This is a genomic window from Siphonobacter sp. SORGH_AS_1065, from assembly GCF_030818595.1.
GTDB lineage: Bacteria > Bacteroidota > Bacteroidia > Cytophagales > Spirosomataceae > Siphonobacter.
In genome coordinates, this window is the sequence record NZ_JAUTAM010000004.1 from 3,556,076 (window position 1) to 3,572,385 (window position 16,310).

The window sequence follows — 16,310 nt, forward strand, 5'->3', positions numbered from 1 at the left end:
TTATACTTAAAAATCAGTTTGATTGCTATTACATGGAACAACTCAATCCCCTGGAGTTAGCCACCGAGTTTATACACTTTACGAATAAAAACGTTTTTCTGACGGGCAAAGCCGGTACCGGGAAAACTACGTTTCTGCATAACCTTAAAAAGAATTTACTAAAGCGAATGGTAGTGGTTGCTCCGACAGGGGTTGCTGCGATAAATGCGGGTGGTGTGACCATTCACTCTTTCTTCCAGTTACCTTTTACGCCTTACATTCCCGATGGGAAAAATCAGCGGCAAACGGGATTTACCAAAGAGCGGATTAATCTGATTAAAAGTCTGGATGTGCTGGTGATTGACGAAATCAGCATGGTGCGGGCAGATGTACTGGATGGGATCGATGAAGTACTGCGAAAGTATAAAAACCGGAGCCTTCCGTTCGGCGGAACCCAATTGGTAATGATTGGGGATTTACATCAGTTATCTCCGGTAATCAGTGACGAGGAATGGGAGTTATTACGACCCCATTATCAGACAATTTATTTCTTTGGTAGTAAAGCTTTACAGAAGACCCATCCCGTTCGGATTGAGTTAACGCATATCTATCGTCAGTCGGAACCCGTTTTTGTAGAGTTATTGAATCAGGTTCGGGAAAATCGACTGAATCGTGAAAGTTTAGATCTTTTAAATCAGCGGTATATCCCGGATTTTAAACCTGCCGACGAGGAAGGGTACATCACCTTATCGACTCATAATGCTTCCGCTCAGAAGATTAATAGAACGAAACTGGATGAATTGCAGGGTTCATTAAAAACCTTTGATGCGGAGATAAAAGATGAATTTCCGAATGCGTATCCTACGGAGTTGAAGCTAGGCTTGAAGATCAATGCTCAGGTCATGTTTGTGAAGAATGATTCCTCCCGGGATAAGTTATACTTCAACGGAAAAATCGGTAAAGTAACCCGCATCGTTGACAACATTATTTACGTCAAAGGCAAGGACGATTACGCCGAAATTGCCGTAGAACCTGTCGAGTGGACGAACGTAAAATACGTTTTGAACGAAAAAACCAAGGAGATCGAAGAACAGATCATTGGTACGTTTACCCAATACCCTCTCAAGCTGGCCTGGGCCATTACTATTCATAAAAGTCAGGGTTTAACTTTCGAAAAAGCCATCATTGATGCAAATTTATCCTTCGCTCATGGTCAGGTGTACGTCGCTTTGAGTCGCTGCAAAAGTTTGGAAGGCATGGTCTTAAGTAGCCCCATTAGCAGTCGAAGCGTACGGACGGATGGGGTAGTTTCGGCTTACAGTCGGCAGGCGGAAAAAGATAAACCAACGGCTCAGCAGTTGTTAACGGAGAAGATTCGTTTTCAGGAAAAGGTAATAAAAGAGCTATTCACATTCAACGAATTAATCTACGCGTATCAGTCTTTGAAGGCTTTAACCACTGAAATCTGGTTTGATGCCGCTGTAGTTCAGCAGATGGGTCAGACGATGATTGAAATACAGGAGGTATCCGAAAAATTCATTCGTCAGTTAATCACTTTGTTCTCTAAAAAAACGAACCTGCCGGAAGAAGAACCTGCGGTTATTGAACGGGTTCAGAAAGCGTCTACTTATTTCTTCGATAAATTGGAGACGGGGTTATTTCTGGAAAGCCAAAAGCTGGAGGTGAAAACGGATAATCAGTCCATTAAGAAGACCTTTCATGAAGCCTTGGAAAAATTACAACGCCTTTTATTTATCAGGAAAAAGATGTTGGAATCCGGCATGGGTAACCTTCAGATCAATGAATTATTGAAGATTAAGGCTAATGCTGACATTGAATTCAAAGGAATGATTCAATTACCGAAAGGGAAGGAGGCGGTGAAAGGCTATACCCATCAAGCCTTATACTATCAGCTTAAAGAATGGCGGGATAATAAAGCGTATGAAAAAGACGTGATGGAGTTCCAAATCCTGGCTCATAAATCATTGACTGATATTACTGAACAGTTGCCGGTAACTTTGGAAAAGTTAGGTAAAATAAAAGGCATTGGAAAGGCTAAGGTGAAAGAGTTTGGGGAGGAAATTATTACGATTATTCAAGAATATTGTGTTAAAAATGAGATTGTTAAAGAAACGGCTACAGCCGAAAAGGTAAATCCGAAAGCAGAAGTTTTGCGTTATTATCGGGATGGAATCAATACCGAAGCGATAGCCACTGCCCTAAGTCTTGAGGTAGAAACCGTTGAAGACTATCTGATCGAATACATTGGCACGGGCAAACTGGATATCTATGATGTATTTAGCCGCCGGAACATTACCCTCATTTTGGAGTATGTAACCGAAACGAATCAGCGATCATTAAAGAAGATTCAAAAGGCATTGGGCGGTACGGTAACGATGGCGGAAATTAAGGGCGTATTAACCCATCTGGAGCATACTGCTGCCTAAAAGTCAAGTTTCTCTTTTCAGGAATACTTTCACGTCCGCTTAAGATTCATCAGAGGGACACGGTTCTCCCCTTAAAATTGCCTACTTTTGCGGCTCGAAAACCGTTATCTCTTTCCGAAGAGGTAACCGTCAACTGATAACTGAACAAATGGAGTACGCTTTTCGCGATATCGAGAAAAAATGGCAGGAATTCTGGGAGAAAAACCAGACTTACCGCGTTGAAGATCAAACCGACAAACCCAAGTATTACGTTCTGGATATGTTCCCGTATCCTTCTGGGGCTGGCTTACACGTAGGTCACCCGCTGGGATACATCGCCAGTGATATTTTCAGCCGTTACAAGCGGATGAAAGGATACAACGTGCTGCATCCGATGGGTTTTGACAGCTTTGGCCTTCCCGCCGAGCAGTACGCCATTCAGACGGGGCAACATCCTGCTATTACGACTGAACAGAATATTAACCGATACATTGAGCAATTGAAAAACGTAGGTTTCAGCTTTGACTGGAGCCGGGAAGTTCGCACGTCCAATGCGGATTATTACAAATGGACGCAGTGGATTTTCATGCAGTTGTTCAATCACTATTACGATAAAGACGCGGACAAAGCTTTACCTATTTCTTCGCTGACAAAGGCGTTTGCCGAAGGAGGTTCGAAAGCAGTGAATGCCGTTTGCGACGAAGACGTACCAACGTTTACGGCGGAAGAATGGAATGCCAAAAGCGAAACGGAGCAGTACGAAATCACTCTGAAATATCGCCTGACGTATTTGGCGGATGCCGTGGTAAACTGGTGCCCAGCCTTAGGAACCGTTCTGGCCAATGATGAAGTAAAAGACGGTGTTTCGGAACGGGGTGGTTATCCCGTCGAGAAGAAGCTGATGCGTCAGTGGATGATGCGAATTACAGCGTATGCCAACCGCCTGATTGATGGATTGGAAACCATCGATTGGTCGGAGTCTATCAAAGAACAGCAGCGGAACTGGATTGGACGTTCGTACGGAGCCAGTGTGAAGTTTCAGGTGGAAGGCAAAGATCAGACCATCGAAGTATTCACCACTCGTGTAGATACGATTTATGGCGTAAGCTTCATGGTAATCGCTCCCGAGCATGAATTAGTGCCTGAGCTGACTACCGCTGAGCAAAAAGAAGCCGTCGAAGAATATGTAAACGCGACCAAACGCCGTTCCGAACTGGATCGGATGATGGAAGTGAAGAAGGTTTCTGGGGTATTTACGGGTAGCTACGTTGTTAATCCATTTAACGAAGAGAAAGTCCCTATTTATCTGGCCGATTACGTATTGGCAGGCTATGGAACGGGAGCCGTCATGGGCGTTCCTTCCGGCGATCAGCGGGACTGGAATTTCGCGACCCATTTTGGCTTACCGATTATACCGATTCTGGATGCTCAGAAAGGGATCGGTGAGCAGGCTGATGCTACAAAAGAGGGATCCTATATTAATTCCGGTATCATTAACGGCATGGGATATAAGGAAGCTACGGCAACCTTAACCGCGTGGCTGGAAGAACGGGGATTAGGTAAAGGCAAAACCAATTACCGAATGCGTGACGCCGTGTTTAGTCGGCAGCGGTATTGGGGGGAACCGGTTCCGGTTTACTTCAAGGACGGATTGCCTTATCTGTTGGACGAAAATGACCTGCCGCTGGAGTTACCCGCGGTTGATAAATACCTGCCTACCGAAACGGGTGAGCCGCCACTGGGCCGTGCTACTGACTGGAAGTATAAGGGTGAATACGAATATGAATTAAGCACCATGCCCGGTTGGGCGGGTTCGTCCTGGTATTGGTTCCGGTATATGGATCCGAAAAACGAGAACGAACTGGCGTCGAAAGAAGCGATTCAATACTGGAAAGGGGTTGATTTATACGTGGGAGGTTCGGAACACGCCACGGGCCACTTGCTATACTCTCGTTTCTGGAACAAATTCCTGAAAGATATTGGCGTAGCCGAGCAGGAAGAATTTGCGAAGAAACTGGTGAATCAGGGCATGATTCAGGGTCGCTCGAATTTTGTGTATCGGGTGAAAGAATCAAATCCGGTAACGTTTGTGAGTGCGGGCCTGAAAAATCAGTACGAAGTAACGCCATTGCACGTAGACGTAAATATCGTAGATCAGGATGTGCTGGACATTGAGAAATTCAAGACTTCACGTACGGATGTTCCCGCCGATGCCGTGTTTATCCTGGAAGATGGCAGATACGTGTGTGGCTGGGAGGTTGAGAAGATGTCTAAACGATGGTTCAACGTAGTAAACCCAGATGACATTGTTGAGAAGTATGGTGCTGATACCTTACGTCTGTACGAAATGTTCCTGGGCCCGCTGACGGATTCCAAACCCTGGAATACCAACGGAATCAGTGGAACGTTCAATTTCCTGCGTAAACTTTGGCGTTTATTCTACGAAGATCAGACGGGTAAATATCTGGTTACGGAAGACCAGCCCACGGCGGAAGAACTCAAGGTTTTACACAAGGCCATTAAGAAAGTAGGAGAGGACATTGAAGTACTTTCATTCAATACGTCAGTTCCGGCTTTCATGGTACTTGCCAATGAGTTAACCACGCTGAAATGCCACAAAAAAGCTATTCTGGCTGACTTTGTACGCATTCTGGCTCCTTTTGCTCCGCACATTAGTGAAGAGTTATGGGCGGCTTTAGGTAATGAACCCGGAACGGTAACTACGCAAAGTTTTCCTGAATTCAATGCTTCGTATCTGGTAGAGAATTCCTTTGAATATCCCGTTCAGATTAATGGTAAAGTAAGAACAACTTTAACGTTCCCCGCTGACGCGAATCCAAAAGAGATTGAAGCTGAGGTATTAGCGAATGAAACGGTGATCAGATGGCTCGAAGGGAAGACTCCGAAAAAGGTAGTCGTTGTACCAAAGCGAATCGTTAACGTCGTGATCTAGTATCCTGTACTATCCTGAAATTAAATATTTTTTAGTTCAGAACTAAGAGTAATACCCAAGCCGGATCGTCTCTTCAGAAGCAAGAGGCCTTCCGGCTTTAGTGTTTAAGTTGAAATGTTTAATGGTTAGGCAGAAAGACCTCGGTAATGCTGAGGTTTTTTGTTTGTATGGGTTTTCAGTTTTGAGCGGCCGCCGCTGCGGTTTGGAGTTTGGAGTTTGGAGTTTGGAGTTTGGAGTTTGGAGTTTGGAGTTTGGAGTTTGGGAAGGAAAAACTTGTAAAGGTAGGCAAGACGTTTGGATATCGAGACCCTAACCCCGTAGGGGTTCAATATGGGTAGCCCCGGGTAAAACCCGGGGTAAACGTTGGACTGGCCCATACGCTAATCTTCCGCCTTGGCTGGTGTCCTCACCAGCCATGACGGAGTTTTTGAGTTTACAATCCCCAATAACAGGCGATTATTCATGTAGAGATGCGATGAAGTCGCATCTGGGGGAGAGACGGTTAGTGTTACTTTAGGAATTATAAATTCCTTACAGATGGCTTTCGGATTACAAATCCGAAAGAGCGTATTATAAATTTAAAAAACATATTTCTACTTTTAAGATTCAAATATATTGGCATCATCTTATGAGTAAAATATACTTATTTGCAATTTTAGTTTTATTGATTTCTTGTAAGAACAACAGTAGTATTTCTAGCACTGAGCATAACTTTAGTACCCCTGAGTTATCTTTTCAAACAGGAATAGAAATTTCATTGATTAATTTGCTAGAAAAAGAAACTAAGGGCAAAGGAGAGCATTTAAAAACATATTTTTCACAAACTGACTTGATCACTGATTCTTTAGTAGCACCTCAGAGTTTTCCTGACCAAAAAACAGTGCTATTGCCAGGGATTTGTTACCCTATTAGCTCGAAAGAAGCTGGGATAAAAATTATCAAAAAACTACGTCCATATATTGAATCAAAAAATTATAGACTTTTTCTTGTTGATGGGAGTGATTCTACTGCCAAGTTAGCTGTTGTTCATTCGGAGGACGAATGGACTCCATTGGTATACATGCAAACTCGTGGAGCTAATTATGGCCTTAATACCCCTAAACTAATTACGCACCTAAAAGATTTAAATGAAACCTTACATTTAAAACTGATTGGTGCAGACTACGATTGGTGTGAATTTGAAATCGAAAAAGAACCCGATAATTGGCAGAAAGTGGCTGAGAAAGTATACCGTTTGTGCCCCGATATTGTAGATCAGGGAGCGGGTAATGTTGAATCTTTAACGAAAGAATTAGAGCAAACGAAGCGATTGTATTTATGGTTTGATTAGGCTAGATTTACTGATAATTCAGAATATTAATTAGGCACTATCGTGCTATTACATTAGTGTAATCAATATCATAAATTTTACCACCCAAATCGATTACACTAATGTAATTTTCTCCCGCCCTGACTGGTGTCATCACCAGCCATCAATAAAAAGCATAGGGTTTGGTGAGGACACCAACCAGGGCAGATAAAAAATGTTTCGGTTATGCAAACATTAGCTTACCTCTAATCTCTTTGAAAAAGACGGCCAGAGGCCTACAACTAGACCGTCACTCGGCAAAGCCGAGCGACTGCGGAAGATAGGGGAGAGGTTTTTGAAATGAGAACCATAACCCCGGAGGGGTTCAATATGGGTAGCCCCGGATGTTAATCCGGGGTTGATGTTAGAAAGCCATAAAAAGACAAACTCGTAAAGGAAAAAATAACCCTGGACGGGTTCAGCGTGACTAGCCTTGGGTTTACACGGGTTTCTGTTTGATTTCACGGTTCTTATCTTATATCCCTGACCGCCGTCGCTCGGCTTTGCCGAGCGACGGCGGAGGGACGCGATGAAATCGCGTCTGATTAAGAGGCAGTGAGCGTTACTTTAGCGTTACTTTAGGAATTATAAATCCCTTACAGAGGGCTTTCGGATTGTAGATTCAAAAGAGTGTATACAAAAAGAGAAGCCCTTTCCTGAATCATTCAGAAAAGGGCTTCTCTTTTTTAACTCAAAACCCAAAACTCAAAACCCAAAACTCACAATGCTTACGCACTCAGTTGAGATTCCCGGTGAATAATGGCTTCACGGTCAGGGCCTGTAGAGATAAAGCTAATGGGTAATTTTAAATCCTCTTCCAGGAAGCTGATGTACGCTGAAAGTTCGGCTGGTAACTCATCGTAGCAGTGGTAACTGCTCAGATCCGTTTGCCAGCCTTTAAAGGTTTTGTAAACGGGCGTTACTTCAATGTCGTTCAAATCATGAGGAATCTGTTCAGTTACCGTGCCGTCAGGCAATTGGTAATGCGTACAAACCTTGATTTCGTCGAAAATATTCAATACGTCTACTTTCATCATGATCAATTGCGTAACCCCGTTGATCATCATGGCGTACTTGAGGGCAGGTAAATCCAGCCAGCCCGTCCGGCGGGAACGACCCGTAGTAGCTCCAAACTCACGGCCTTCCTGACGGATGCGTTCGCCTACTTCGTCGTTCAATTCCGTAGGGAATGGACCACTTCCTACGCGAGTACAGTAAGCTTTAAAGATTCCGTATACTTCGCCTACATTTTTAGGAGCAACACCCAAGCCGGTGCAAACCCCAGCAGTCGTTGTCGTAGAGCTCGTTACAAAAGGATACGAACCAAAATCAATATCTAATAAAGAACCCTGAGCCCCTTCCGCCAGAATGGTCTTACCTTCAGAGATGGCCTGATTAATGACGTATTCTGTTTCTTCCAGTTTAAATTGCTTCAGGAATTCGATGGAGTCAAAGAATTGCTGTTCGGCTTCTGCAAGATCGTATTCAAAATTATAGAAGCCCAGAATCATTTTATGCGTGTCTACCAGGCGGTTGTATTTCTCCTGAAAGTTTGGCGAAAGCACGTCACCCACGCGTAGACCCTGACGAGATACTTTGTCCGTATAAGTAGGACCAATGCCACGCAGAGTTGAACCAATTTTAGAGTCACCCTTCGCTTTTTCGTAAGCCGCGTCCAACAGGCGGTGCGAAGGAAGAATAATGGCGGTTTTTTTAGAAATCAGCAGGTTCTTGGTTAGATCCATACCGAACTTTTCGCTCAGACCTTCAATTTCTTTCTTGAATACGATAGGATCCAGTACCAGACCGTTTCCAATGATATTCAGAACTTCGGAACGGAACACACCCGAAGGAATCTGGTGCAACACGTGCTTCTTTCCTTCGAATTCCAGTGTGTGTCCAGCATTGGGACCTCCCTGAAAACGGGCTACTACCTGATATTGTGGAGCTAACACATCCACAATTTTCCCTTTGCCTTCGTCGCCCCATTGAAGGCCCAGCAATACGTCAACTTTCATTGTACAATTTGAAATTTAGAGAGTAAACACAAAAATCCGGCTTCGTTTGTGAAGCCGGATGTAGTGCTGACCCGTATTATTCGTTCGTTAGGGCGTAAGGTTGCCCTGTGAGCATTGATTTACGATTCTCGCAATTCTGCTTGGTACAAGACCCGTAGAAAATCAGGCTGTGGTGCATGATGTTCGATTGCATCATATCACCTACCATGTTCTGGATGTTCTGCACCCGAGGATCGCAGAATTCAGTTACGTGGTGACAATCAGTGCAGATCAGGTGATCGTGCTGGCGACGGCCATATGATTTTTCGTACTGAGCCTGGTTTTTACCGAATTGGTGTTTGGTTACGAGGTTACATTCTACCAATACATCAAGGGTATTGTAGACGGTTGCCCTGGAAACCTGGTACTTTTTGTTCTTCATGGAAACGTAGAGTTCTTCTACGTCAAAATGGTCGTCGCGAGAATAAATCTCCTCCAGAATCGCAAAACGTTCGGGGGTTTTACGAAGACCTTTATTTTCCAGAAACGCGGTGAAGATCTGCCTCACCGTCGTAAAACTCGATTCGTTAAGAGGCATTGTTTTCAGAATAAAGTGCAAAGAAAGGGCATTTTGGGACTTTATCTCAGAGAATTGTCAACTCCTTAAGAATTTAGATTCATTATAGCCCTGTCCGTGGTAGTTTGGATGAATAATTCAGTAGTGAGGAGGTTAGAATAGCTGCTTAATTTTCAGAATATTCAAAACGCAAAACCTCGAATACGCCTTTTACTTTTTTCAATTTCGAAATCAGCGTATTCAAATGCTCGGTGTCGTGGACGTATAACTTAATTTTTCCGTCAAAAATTCCACCTTCGTTAGTATCCACAATAATTGACCGCATATTCACTTTGTGCTCTTTGGAAATGACCTTGGTCACATCATTTACCAGACCCACCCGATCGGTTCCCTTAATGCGAATACCCGCCAGAAAGGCTACTAACTGGCTTGACCATTTGGCTTTAATCACCCGGTTGCCATGGGTAGAAAGTAACTCACGGGCGTTTTTACAGGTAGTTTTATGAATTTTAATGCCTTCATTCACCGTTACAAAGCCGAAAACTTCATCGCCGGGAATGGGGTGACAGCAGGCGGAAAGGGTATAGTCAAACTTATCCATATCCTCGCCGATCAACAGCATGTCGGAATCGGGTCGGTCGCCGTGTACCCGTTTTAATTCCTTAACAATGGTTTTGCTATCCTGAGCATCATTACTATTGTTAAGCACGTTTTTGGCTTCCAGAGCACGCTTGTGAGTATCACGGGCAATTTTCCAGCGTTTAATATCATCTGTATGCAGGTAGCCTTTCCCGAAACGGTAGAATAAATCATTCGGGTCGCGGGCGTTGAAGTAAGCCCGGAGCTGATTGGTTACGTCAAAGGATAAGTCAATGCCCAGGTTTTTGAGCTTCTTGCTTACCATTTCCCGTCCTTCATTAACATGTTGACGGTTAATCTCCTTCAGGGCTTCTTTGATATTAGCCCGGGCTTTCGTTGTAATCACAAACTTCAGCCAATCCTCGCGGGGCGATTGCTTGGTTGAAGTTAAAATTTCTACCTGATCGCCATTTTTCAGGACATGACTAATCTCAACGAGTTTGCCATTGACCTTGGCTCCTAGACAGCGTGACCCAATTTGAGAGTGAATGGAATACGCAAAATCCAAAGCAGTCGAGCCGGCCTGCAATACTTTGAGGTCGCCTTTGGGAGTAAAGACAAAGACTTCATCCTGAAATAAATGGCCCCGGAAATCATTAATAAACTCGATGGCTGAGCTATCATTATGCTCCAGCACTTCCCGAACCTGATTCAGCCAGGCGTCGATACCTTCGTTAACGTTAGTGTTGTTCCCCTTATATTTCCAGTGAGCGGCGTACCCTTTTTCGGCAATTTCATCCATCCGACGGGAACGAACCTGCACTTCCACCCACTGCCCAGAGCTACTCATGACGGTGGTATGCAAGGATTCATAACCGTTGGCCCGTGGATTAGAAATCCAGTCACGGAGACGCTCAGGGTTAGGACGATAATGATCCGTTACGATAGAATAAGCCCGCCAGCAAAGCGACTTTTCCTGATCGGGCGTAGAATCAATAATAACCCGAATGGCAAAAAGATCATAAATCTCTTCGAAGCTTTTGCCCTGGTTTTTAATTTTATTCCAGATCGAGTGAATGGATTTGGGCCGTCCTTTGATAATAAAGGGAATGTTTTCACTGCGAAGATCTTTCTCAATGGGCCGAATAAATTCCCGAATAAACTGTTGTCGCCGGGTTTTGGTTGACTTCAGTTTTGCCGCGATTTCTTTATAAATCTTGGGCTCTGCATACTTCAGGTATAAATCTTCCAGCTCCGTTTTGATCGTATACAAACCCAGCCGGTGGGCGAGGGGAGCGTACAGATACGTAGTCTCAGAAGCAATTTTTAGCTGTTTATCCCGACTCATCGAACTGAGTGTCCGCATATTATGCAAACGGTCGGCGAGCTTGATGAGGATTACCCGAACATCTTCTGAAAGGGTTAATAACAGCTTGCGGAAGTTTTCTGCCTGAGCTGAAGCTCCCTGTTCAAAAATCCCAGCAATTTTAGTTAAGCCATCAATGATCTTAGCCACTTTGTTCCCAAACATGGCTTCAATATCATCCAGTGTAATGTCGGTATCTTCCACCACATCGTGCATGAGTGCACAGATGATGGCCGTTGTTCCTAAGCCGATTTCTTCCACACAAATCTGAGCAACGGCAATGGGGTGGTAAATGTAAGGTTCCCCCGTTTTGCGTCGCATGTCCTTGTGGGCGTCAGCGGCCAGCGTAAATGCCTTCTTAATTAATTTGGCATCATTGTCCTTCAAAAAAGGTTTAGCTGTCCGCAAAAGTTTGCGGTAGCGTTTCAGTATTTCCTGGCGTTCCGCCTCTAGGTCAATCGTAAGTTCCACAGTACTCATTAGCACCCTGATATCAAATGGGATTGAAGAAGGGTTAAGTCTTTTATTACAAAGAAGAACAACTCTTCAAGTTTTGGGGATTAAGGTAGTGAAGTATTCTAACGGAGAAAACATCATAGAACTAATATATATAACAGAATGGTAACATTAGCGACTTGAAATAAAAATTATAAGAAAGTGTGAAAAGGTATTGACAAAGGTAAAATAAGAGCTTACCTTTGCGTTCCGAAATCAAAGGAAGGTCTGTTGCAGATTCGACTTTGAAACGGAAGATCCCAGGTTATACGGACGTGGCGGAATTGGTAGACGTGCTAGACTTAGGATCTAGTGTCGCAAGGCGTGGGGGTTCGAGTCCCCCCGTCCGTACGTAGAAAAAACCGATGCTGAGTGCAGCAGGTGATTTAGCCCTCAGAGTCCCTGATTCTGAGGGTTTTTTTAATTTTTAGTCCATTTGTATTCTTTAATTTCCGTATTCATTTCATATCTGAACTTACGTTTAAGAGCAAATAGACTCAGATACGGATTTCGATTCTAGATCAACATGAACATTACGCTCGACAAAAGCAGCACTACCGAAGCTTCTCTGAAAATTGCGTTAACTCCCGCAGACTATCAGCCTCAGGTAGATAAGAAAATCAAAGAATATACGAAACAAGCGAACATCAAAGGATTCCGTCCTGGTAAAGTTCCTGCTTCGGTTATTCAGCGTTTATACGGAAAAAGCATCCTCGTAGATGAAGTGAACGAGACGCTTTCCAAAGCAGTAAATGATTACCTGCGTGAATCTAAGTTATTAGTAGTAGGTGATCCTATGCCCGACCGTGAGAAGGCTAACGGAATCGATTGGGATACGCAGAAAGAATTCGAATTTGTTTACAACTTAGGTCTGGCTTCTGATTTTGACATTGACTTTACGAAACTTCCTGAAGTGAATGCTTTTGAAATCCAGGCGGGTGAGAAAGAATACGAAGATACCTTGGCTGACCTGAAAAAACGTACGGGCGAACACGCTCACGTAGAAGAAGTAGCCGCTGGCGACCTCGTATACGGAACGTTCAAACAAGGGGAGTACACAGAGAAATCGGCCATCCCTACGGACAAATTGACGGAAGAAGCATTAGGCTGGTTCTTAGGTAAGAAAAAAGACGAAGTTCTGACATTCGATATTCAAAAATTATTCGCCGATGCGAATGGTCTGAAACTGGCGACGAGCCGTGAGGATCTTTCTGGTGAATTTGAATTCACGATTGAAGACATTACCCGTAATCAGGAAGCTGAACTGAATCAGGAGTTTTTTGATAAAGTATTAGGCCCTGGAAAAGTCTCTTCCGAAGAGGAATTCAAAACGGAACTGACTAAGATTATTCAGGAAAACTACAAGCGTGAAGCAGAGTTCCTGTTACGTGACGACATTCAGAAAATGTTGTTGGAAAACGTTCAGATCGAACTGCCTAACGAATTCCTGAAGCAGTGGTTACTGGAAACAAATCAGGGTGAAATCACGGAAGAAGAAGTTGAGAAAGATTTCGACAAATTCGCTAGTGATCTTCGCTGGACGCTGATCCGTAACAAAGTTGCTGAAGCGGCTGATATCAAAGTAGAAGCAGAAGACGTAAATACGTACGCAGAAGCAATGGTTCGTCAGCAATTCGGTATCTACGGTGATGACAACGGAATGGGCGATGTAATTAAGAAAGTTGCTCAGAACTACCTCCAGGAAAACAAGGGTCAGAACTACATGAACGTGTTTAACCGCGTATACGGTGGCAAAACGATGGACTTCATCCTGACTCAGGTTAAAACCAATGCACAACCCATCGACGTAGAAAGCTTCAAAGCAAAGTCGGGTTTAGCTGAGTAAGCATTAGAAAGTTTGAGTATAGATTGAAAAGGTTTGAAGTTGGAGCGTTAGGATACGTTACCACTTCAAACCTTTTTTCGTTACTGGGTTTGAGTATCGGTTGAATGTTTGATAAAAAATCGTTTGAAGTTTGAGTATTAGAGCAGTTGCTAAATCTCGCCGTCATCCATACTTTCAAACAGCAAACGCATGTCAAACTTCCTCAAGCTTATTTAAATCCAATGGGTTCGCGGCGGGTGGCGGCACCAATTCGATAGAGCTCAGACAAAACGCGTTCTTCAAATTTTTCCCTTAAGTATCGATTCTCCTGTTTTAGCTTTTCGTTTTCTATCCGAAGTTTCTCATTTTCCAGCAGAATTTTTTCGCTGGAATTTGGATTGAAAAAGACTTCTGTCTGGGTTCCTAGAATCTGTAATACCTGCTCCAGCCGACTGATCGTCAGTTCAGTTTTCCCTCGTTCCATATCTCCATAGGCCGTAGTTGAAATGTGTAATTCCTCGGCCATAGCTTCCTGGGAATAGCCTTTTTCAAGGCGAAGTGTCCGTATTTTTTCGTGAATTTTCATGGAGATCTCAAGTTATTCCGATGAATTACCGGAAATTTCAACGACAGATTGTTGCGGATGCTAGCAACTTTGTACCAGTTAAAAGATCGGACAGAATGTCAGAATTTCGGCCAGAAATCGTCTGTTTTTTCGCTGGATTTGTTTTTTTAGATTTCAGTGAACAGATTCGTACATTCCTGGTTCGGCAATATAAAGAATCAGAAACTAATTAATACAAACGCTAATTACATGTTGAACGCTGAAGAATTCCGTAAATACGCCGTACACCACCGTGGTCTGAATGGCTTATCTGTTGATCGTTACCTGCAACAAGTAGGAGGAGCAGCTAGCCATCACGTTGAAAACATGACCCGTGCCGTGATCGAAGAGCGTCCCATGCCTTTCCGTGAAGTAGACGTATTTTCCCGCTTAATGGCCGACCGTATCATCTTTTTTGGAACGCCCGTAGACGATAGTATTGCTAACATTGTAGTAGCTCAGATGCTATTCCTCGAATCGGCTGATTCCAAGCGGGATATTATGATGTATATCAACTCGCCCGGTGGTTCTGTATACGCCGGTCTGGGTATTTACGACACCATGCAGTATATCCGTCCTGACGTAGCAACCATTTGTACGAGCTTAGCGGCTTCGATGGGAGCGGTATTACTGGCCGGTGGTGCAGCGGGCAAACGCTCGGCTCTTCCCCACGCCCGGGTAATGATTCACCAACCCAGTGGTGGTGCTCAGGGACAGTCGGTAGATATTGAAATCACGGCTCGCGAAATCGTGAAACTTCGGGATGAATTATACACGATCCTGGCGAACCATACCGGACAAACCAAGGAGCAAATCGAAGTTGATTCAGATCGTGATAAATGGTTCCGTGCTGACGAAGCGAAAGCCTATGGTTTAATTGATGAAGTACTACACCGTGAAAAATAGGTGAATACCCCTGGTAAACGAATCCCCCGGCTTCTCAAAGAGGTCGGGGGATTTTTATATCTTTGTGAAAAAAACAAATGAGTAGGAAATAAGTAGAATACTATAGACTTTATATAAAAGCCCTTAACCCACGCAAATTCTAGTTTATTTCAAACCCATGAGTTCCGTCCCCTTGAGCCCTTCAACGTTGAGTAATGCTGTCGTTCGTTATAACTCTATTCAAATGCTGAGGGGTTTAGCAGCCATCGCCGTTACTTTATATCATATTTCCGAAAACATCTCCCGTACCTATCAGCAGACCTTTCTTTTTGACTGGTTCAACATTGGTTATGCGGGCGTCGATCTGTTTTTTGTCATTAGCGGTTTCATCATTGCTCATACCAGTGCCAAATACATTAATCAGCCTCGTGAACTGGTTCCTTATCTTGAAAAAAGATTCTATCGGGTATATCCCGTTTACTGGTTTTTCGTAGTGCCTTTATTATTGGCAATGCTCGCCATTCAAAAAATACAACCCGCGTTAGTGGCCGATGCTTATCCGTTTGACTGGATTAACTTAATAAAAACGTTGACTTTATATCCAGAACATATTGCACTGGATGCTGTTACCTGGACATTGTCGCACGAAATATATTTCTATCTGTTATTTGCCTTATTACTAGTGTCCCGGCATTCTGCCTGGATTTTAGTAGCTTTAACCCTGGGAACCATCGTTAATTCCTTTTACATCTTTTCCCACGGGTGGCTTTTTGGCAGTGGCATTGTCAGATTTTTTTTATTAAGTCCCATTAATTTGGAATTTCTTTTCGGAGTTTCGGTTTATTATCTCCACAAAAGATTCCGCTTGAATCAGTTTTGGTTAGTAATTTTGATTGGGCTTTTAGCAGCTTTTTATCTGGCACCCCGAACGGGAGGCGATATGACCCGCGTTTGGAATCTGGGTATACCTTCACTATTGATAGTTTGGGGATTTGTGGAAGCCGATCGTTCTCATGCGTATCGGGTTCCAAATTTGCTGATTCACCTGGGAGATGCTTCTTACGTGATTTATCTGATGCACTTCCCCGTCATTGTTTTTGCGAATAAATTACTTTTCAAGGCTGGCTTTTCTTCGGTTTGGGCTCTCGGAATGGCAGACATGGGTCTTATGTTACTAATTTTCTGGCTAAGCTGGAAAATCCACAAGAATGTAGAGATGCCCATTGTCAAATGGTCCAGAGGGAGTGCTAAACAGTCGGCAAAAAAATAGATAGTA

At 43.6% G+C, this 16,310-nt stretch carries 10 protein-coding genes and 1 tRNA gene; 7 read left to right on the forward strand and 4 right to left on the reverse strand.

Annotation, left to right across the window (positions count from 1 at the left end; genetic code table 11):
• Nucleotides 1–32 precede the first annotated feature (32 nt).
• The 3 genes from QE390_RS15435 to QE390_RS15445 all read left to right on the forward strand — a co-directional run bounded on the left by QE390_RS15435 (nt 33) and on the right by QE390_RS15445 (nt 6,688).
• Nucleotides 33–2,426 (forward strand): HRDC domain-containing protein, encoded by a 2,394-nt coding sequence (locus QE390_RS15435; RefSeq protein WP_307142799.1) that lies wholly within the window; start codon nt 33–35, stop codon nt 2,424–2,426.
• Between the two features lie 148 nt (nt 2,427–2,574).
• Nucleotides 2,575–5,358: a leucine--tRNA ligase gene (leuS, locus tag QE390_RS15440; protein WP_307142800.1), complete on the forward strand. Its 2,784-nt coding sequence runs from the start codon at nt 2,575–2,577 to the stop codon at nt 5,356–5,358.
• Between the two features lie 628 nt (nt 5,359–5,986).
• Nucleotides 5,987–6,688, forward strand: coding sequence for a DUF4253 domain-containing protein (locus tag QE390_RS15445; RefSeq protein ID WP_307142801.1), 702 nt, complete (start codon nt 5,987–5,989; stop codon nt 6,686–6,688).
• Between the two features lie 746 nt (nt 6,689–7,434).
• On the opposite strand, the gene QE390_RS15450 is transcribed toward QE390_RS15445, so the two are convergent.
• From QE390_RS15450 to QE390_RS15460, 3 genes are all read right to left on the reverse strand, one after another.
• The gene (locus QE390_RS15450) at nt 7,435–8,724 is read right to left on the reverse strand and encodes an adenylosuccinate synthase (RefSeq protein WP_106638059.1); all 1,290 of its coding nucleotides are present in this window, start codon (nt 8,722–8,724) and stop codon (nt 7,435–7,437) included.
• A gap of 76 nt (nt 8,725–8,800) precedes the next feature.
• On the reverse strand, nt 8,801–9,301 hold the full coding sequence (locus QE390_RS15455; protein ID WP_106638058.1) for a Fur family transcriptional regulator: 501 nt from the start codon (nt 9,299–9,301) through the stop codon (nt 8,801–8,803).
• 145 nt (nt 9,302–9,446) lie between these two features.
• Nucleotides 9,447–11,705, reverse strand: coding sequence for a bifunctional (p)ppGpp synthetase/guanosine-3',5'-bis(diphosphate) 3'-pyrophosphohydrolase (locus QE390_RS15460; RefSeq protein ID WP_106638057.1), 2,259 nt, complete (start codon nt 11,703–11,705; stop codon nt 9,447–9,449).
• Between the two features lie 284 nt (nt 11,706–11,989).
• Between QE390_RS15460 and QE390_RS15465 the strand changes: the two genes are divergently transcribed.
• Together QE390_RS15465 and tig are read left to right on the forward strand one after the other, a co-directional pair.
• A tRNA-Leu gene (locus tag QE390_RS15465) sits at nt 11,990–12,071 on the forward strand.
• A 175-nt stretch (nt 12,072–12,246) separates the two neighbouring features.
• The gene (gene tig / locus QE390_RS15470) at nt 12,247–13,566 is read left to right on the forward strand and encodes a trigger factor (protein WP_106638056.1); all 1,320 of its coding nucleotides are present in this window, start codon (nt 12,247–12,249) and stop codon (nt 13,564–13,566) included.
• A gap of 208 nt (nt 13,567–13,774) precedes the next feature.
• Here tig and QE390_RS15475 read toward each other — a convergent pair whose 3' ends face one another.
• Nucleotides 13,775–14,131: a helix-turn-helix domain-containing protein gene (locus tag QE390_RS15475; RefSeq protein WP_106638055.1), complete on the reverse strand. Its 357-nt coding sequence runs from the start codon at nt 14,129–14,131 to the stop codon at nt 13,775–13,777.
• 228 nt (nt 14,132–14,359) lie between these two features.
• On the opposite strand from QE390_RS15475, the gene QE390_RS15480 reads away from it, so the two are divergent.
• Nucleotides 14,360–15,055, forward strand: coding sequence for a ClpP family protease (locus tag QE390_RS15480; protein WP_307142802.1), 696 nt, complete (start codon nt 14,360–14,362; stop codon nt 15,053–15,055).
• 157 nt (nt 15,056–15,212) lie between these two features.
• Complete coding sequence (locus tag QE390_RS15485) at nt 15,213–16,304, forward strand: acyltransferase (protein ID WP_307142803.1); 1,092 nt, start codon at nt 15,213–15,215, stop codon at nt 16,302–16,304.
• The last annotated feature ends 6 nt before the right edge of the window (nt 16,305–16,310 follow it).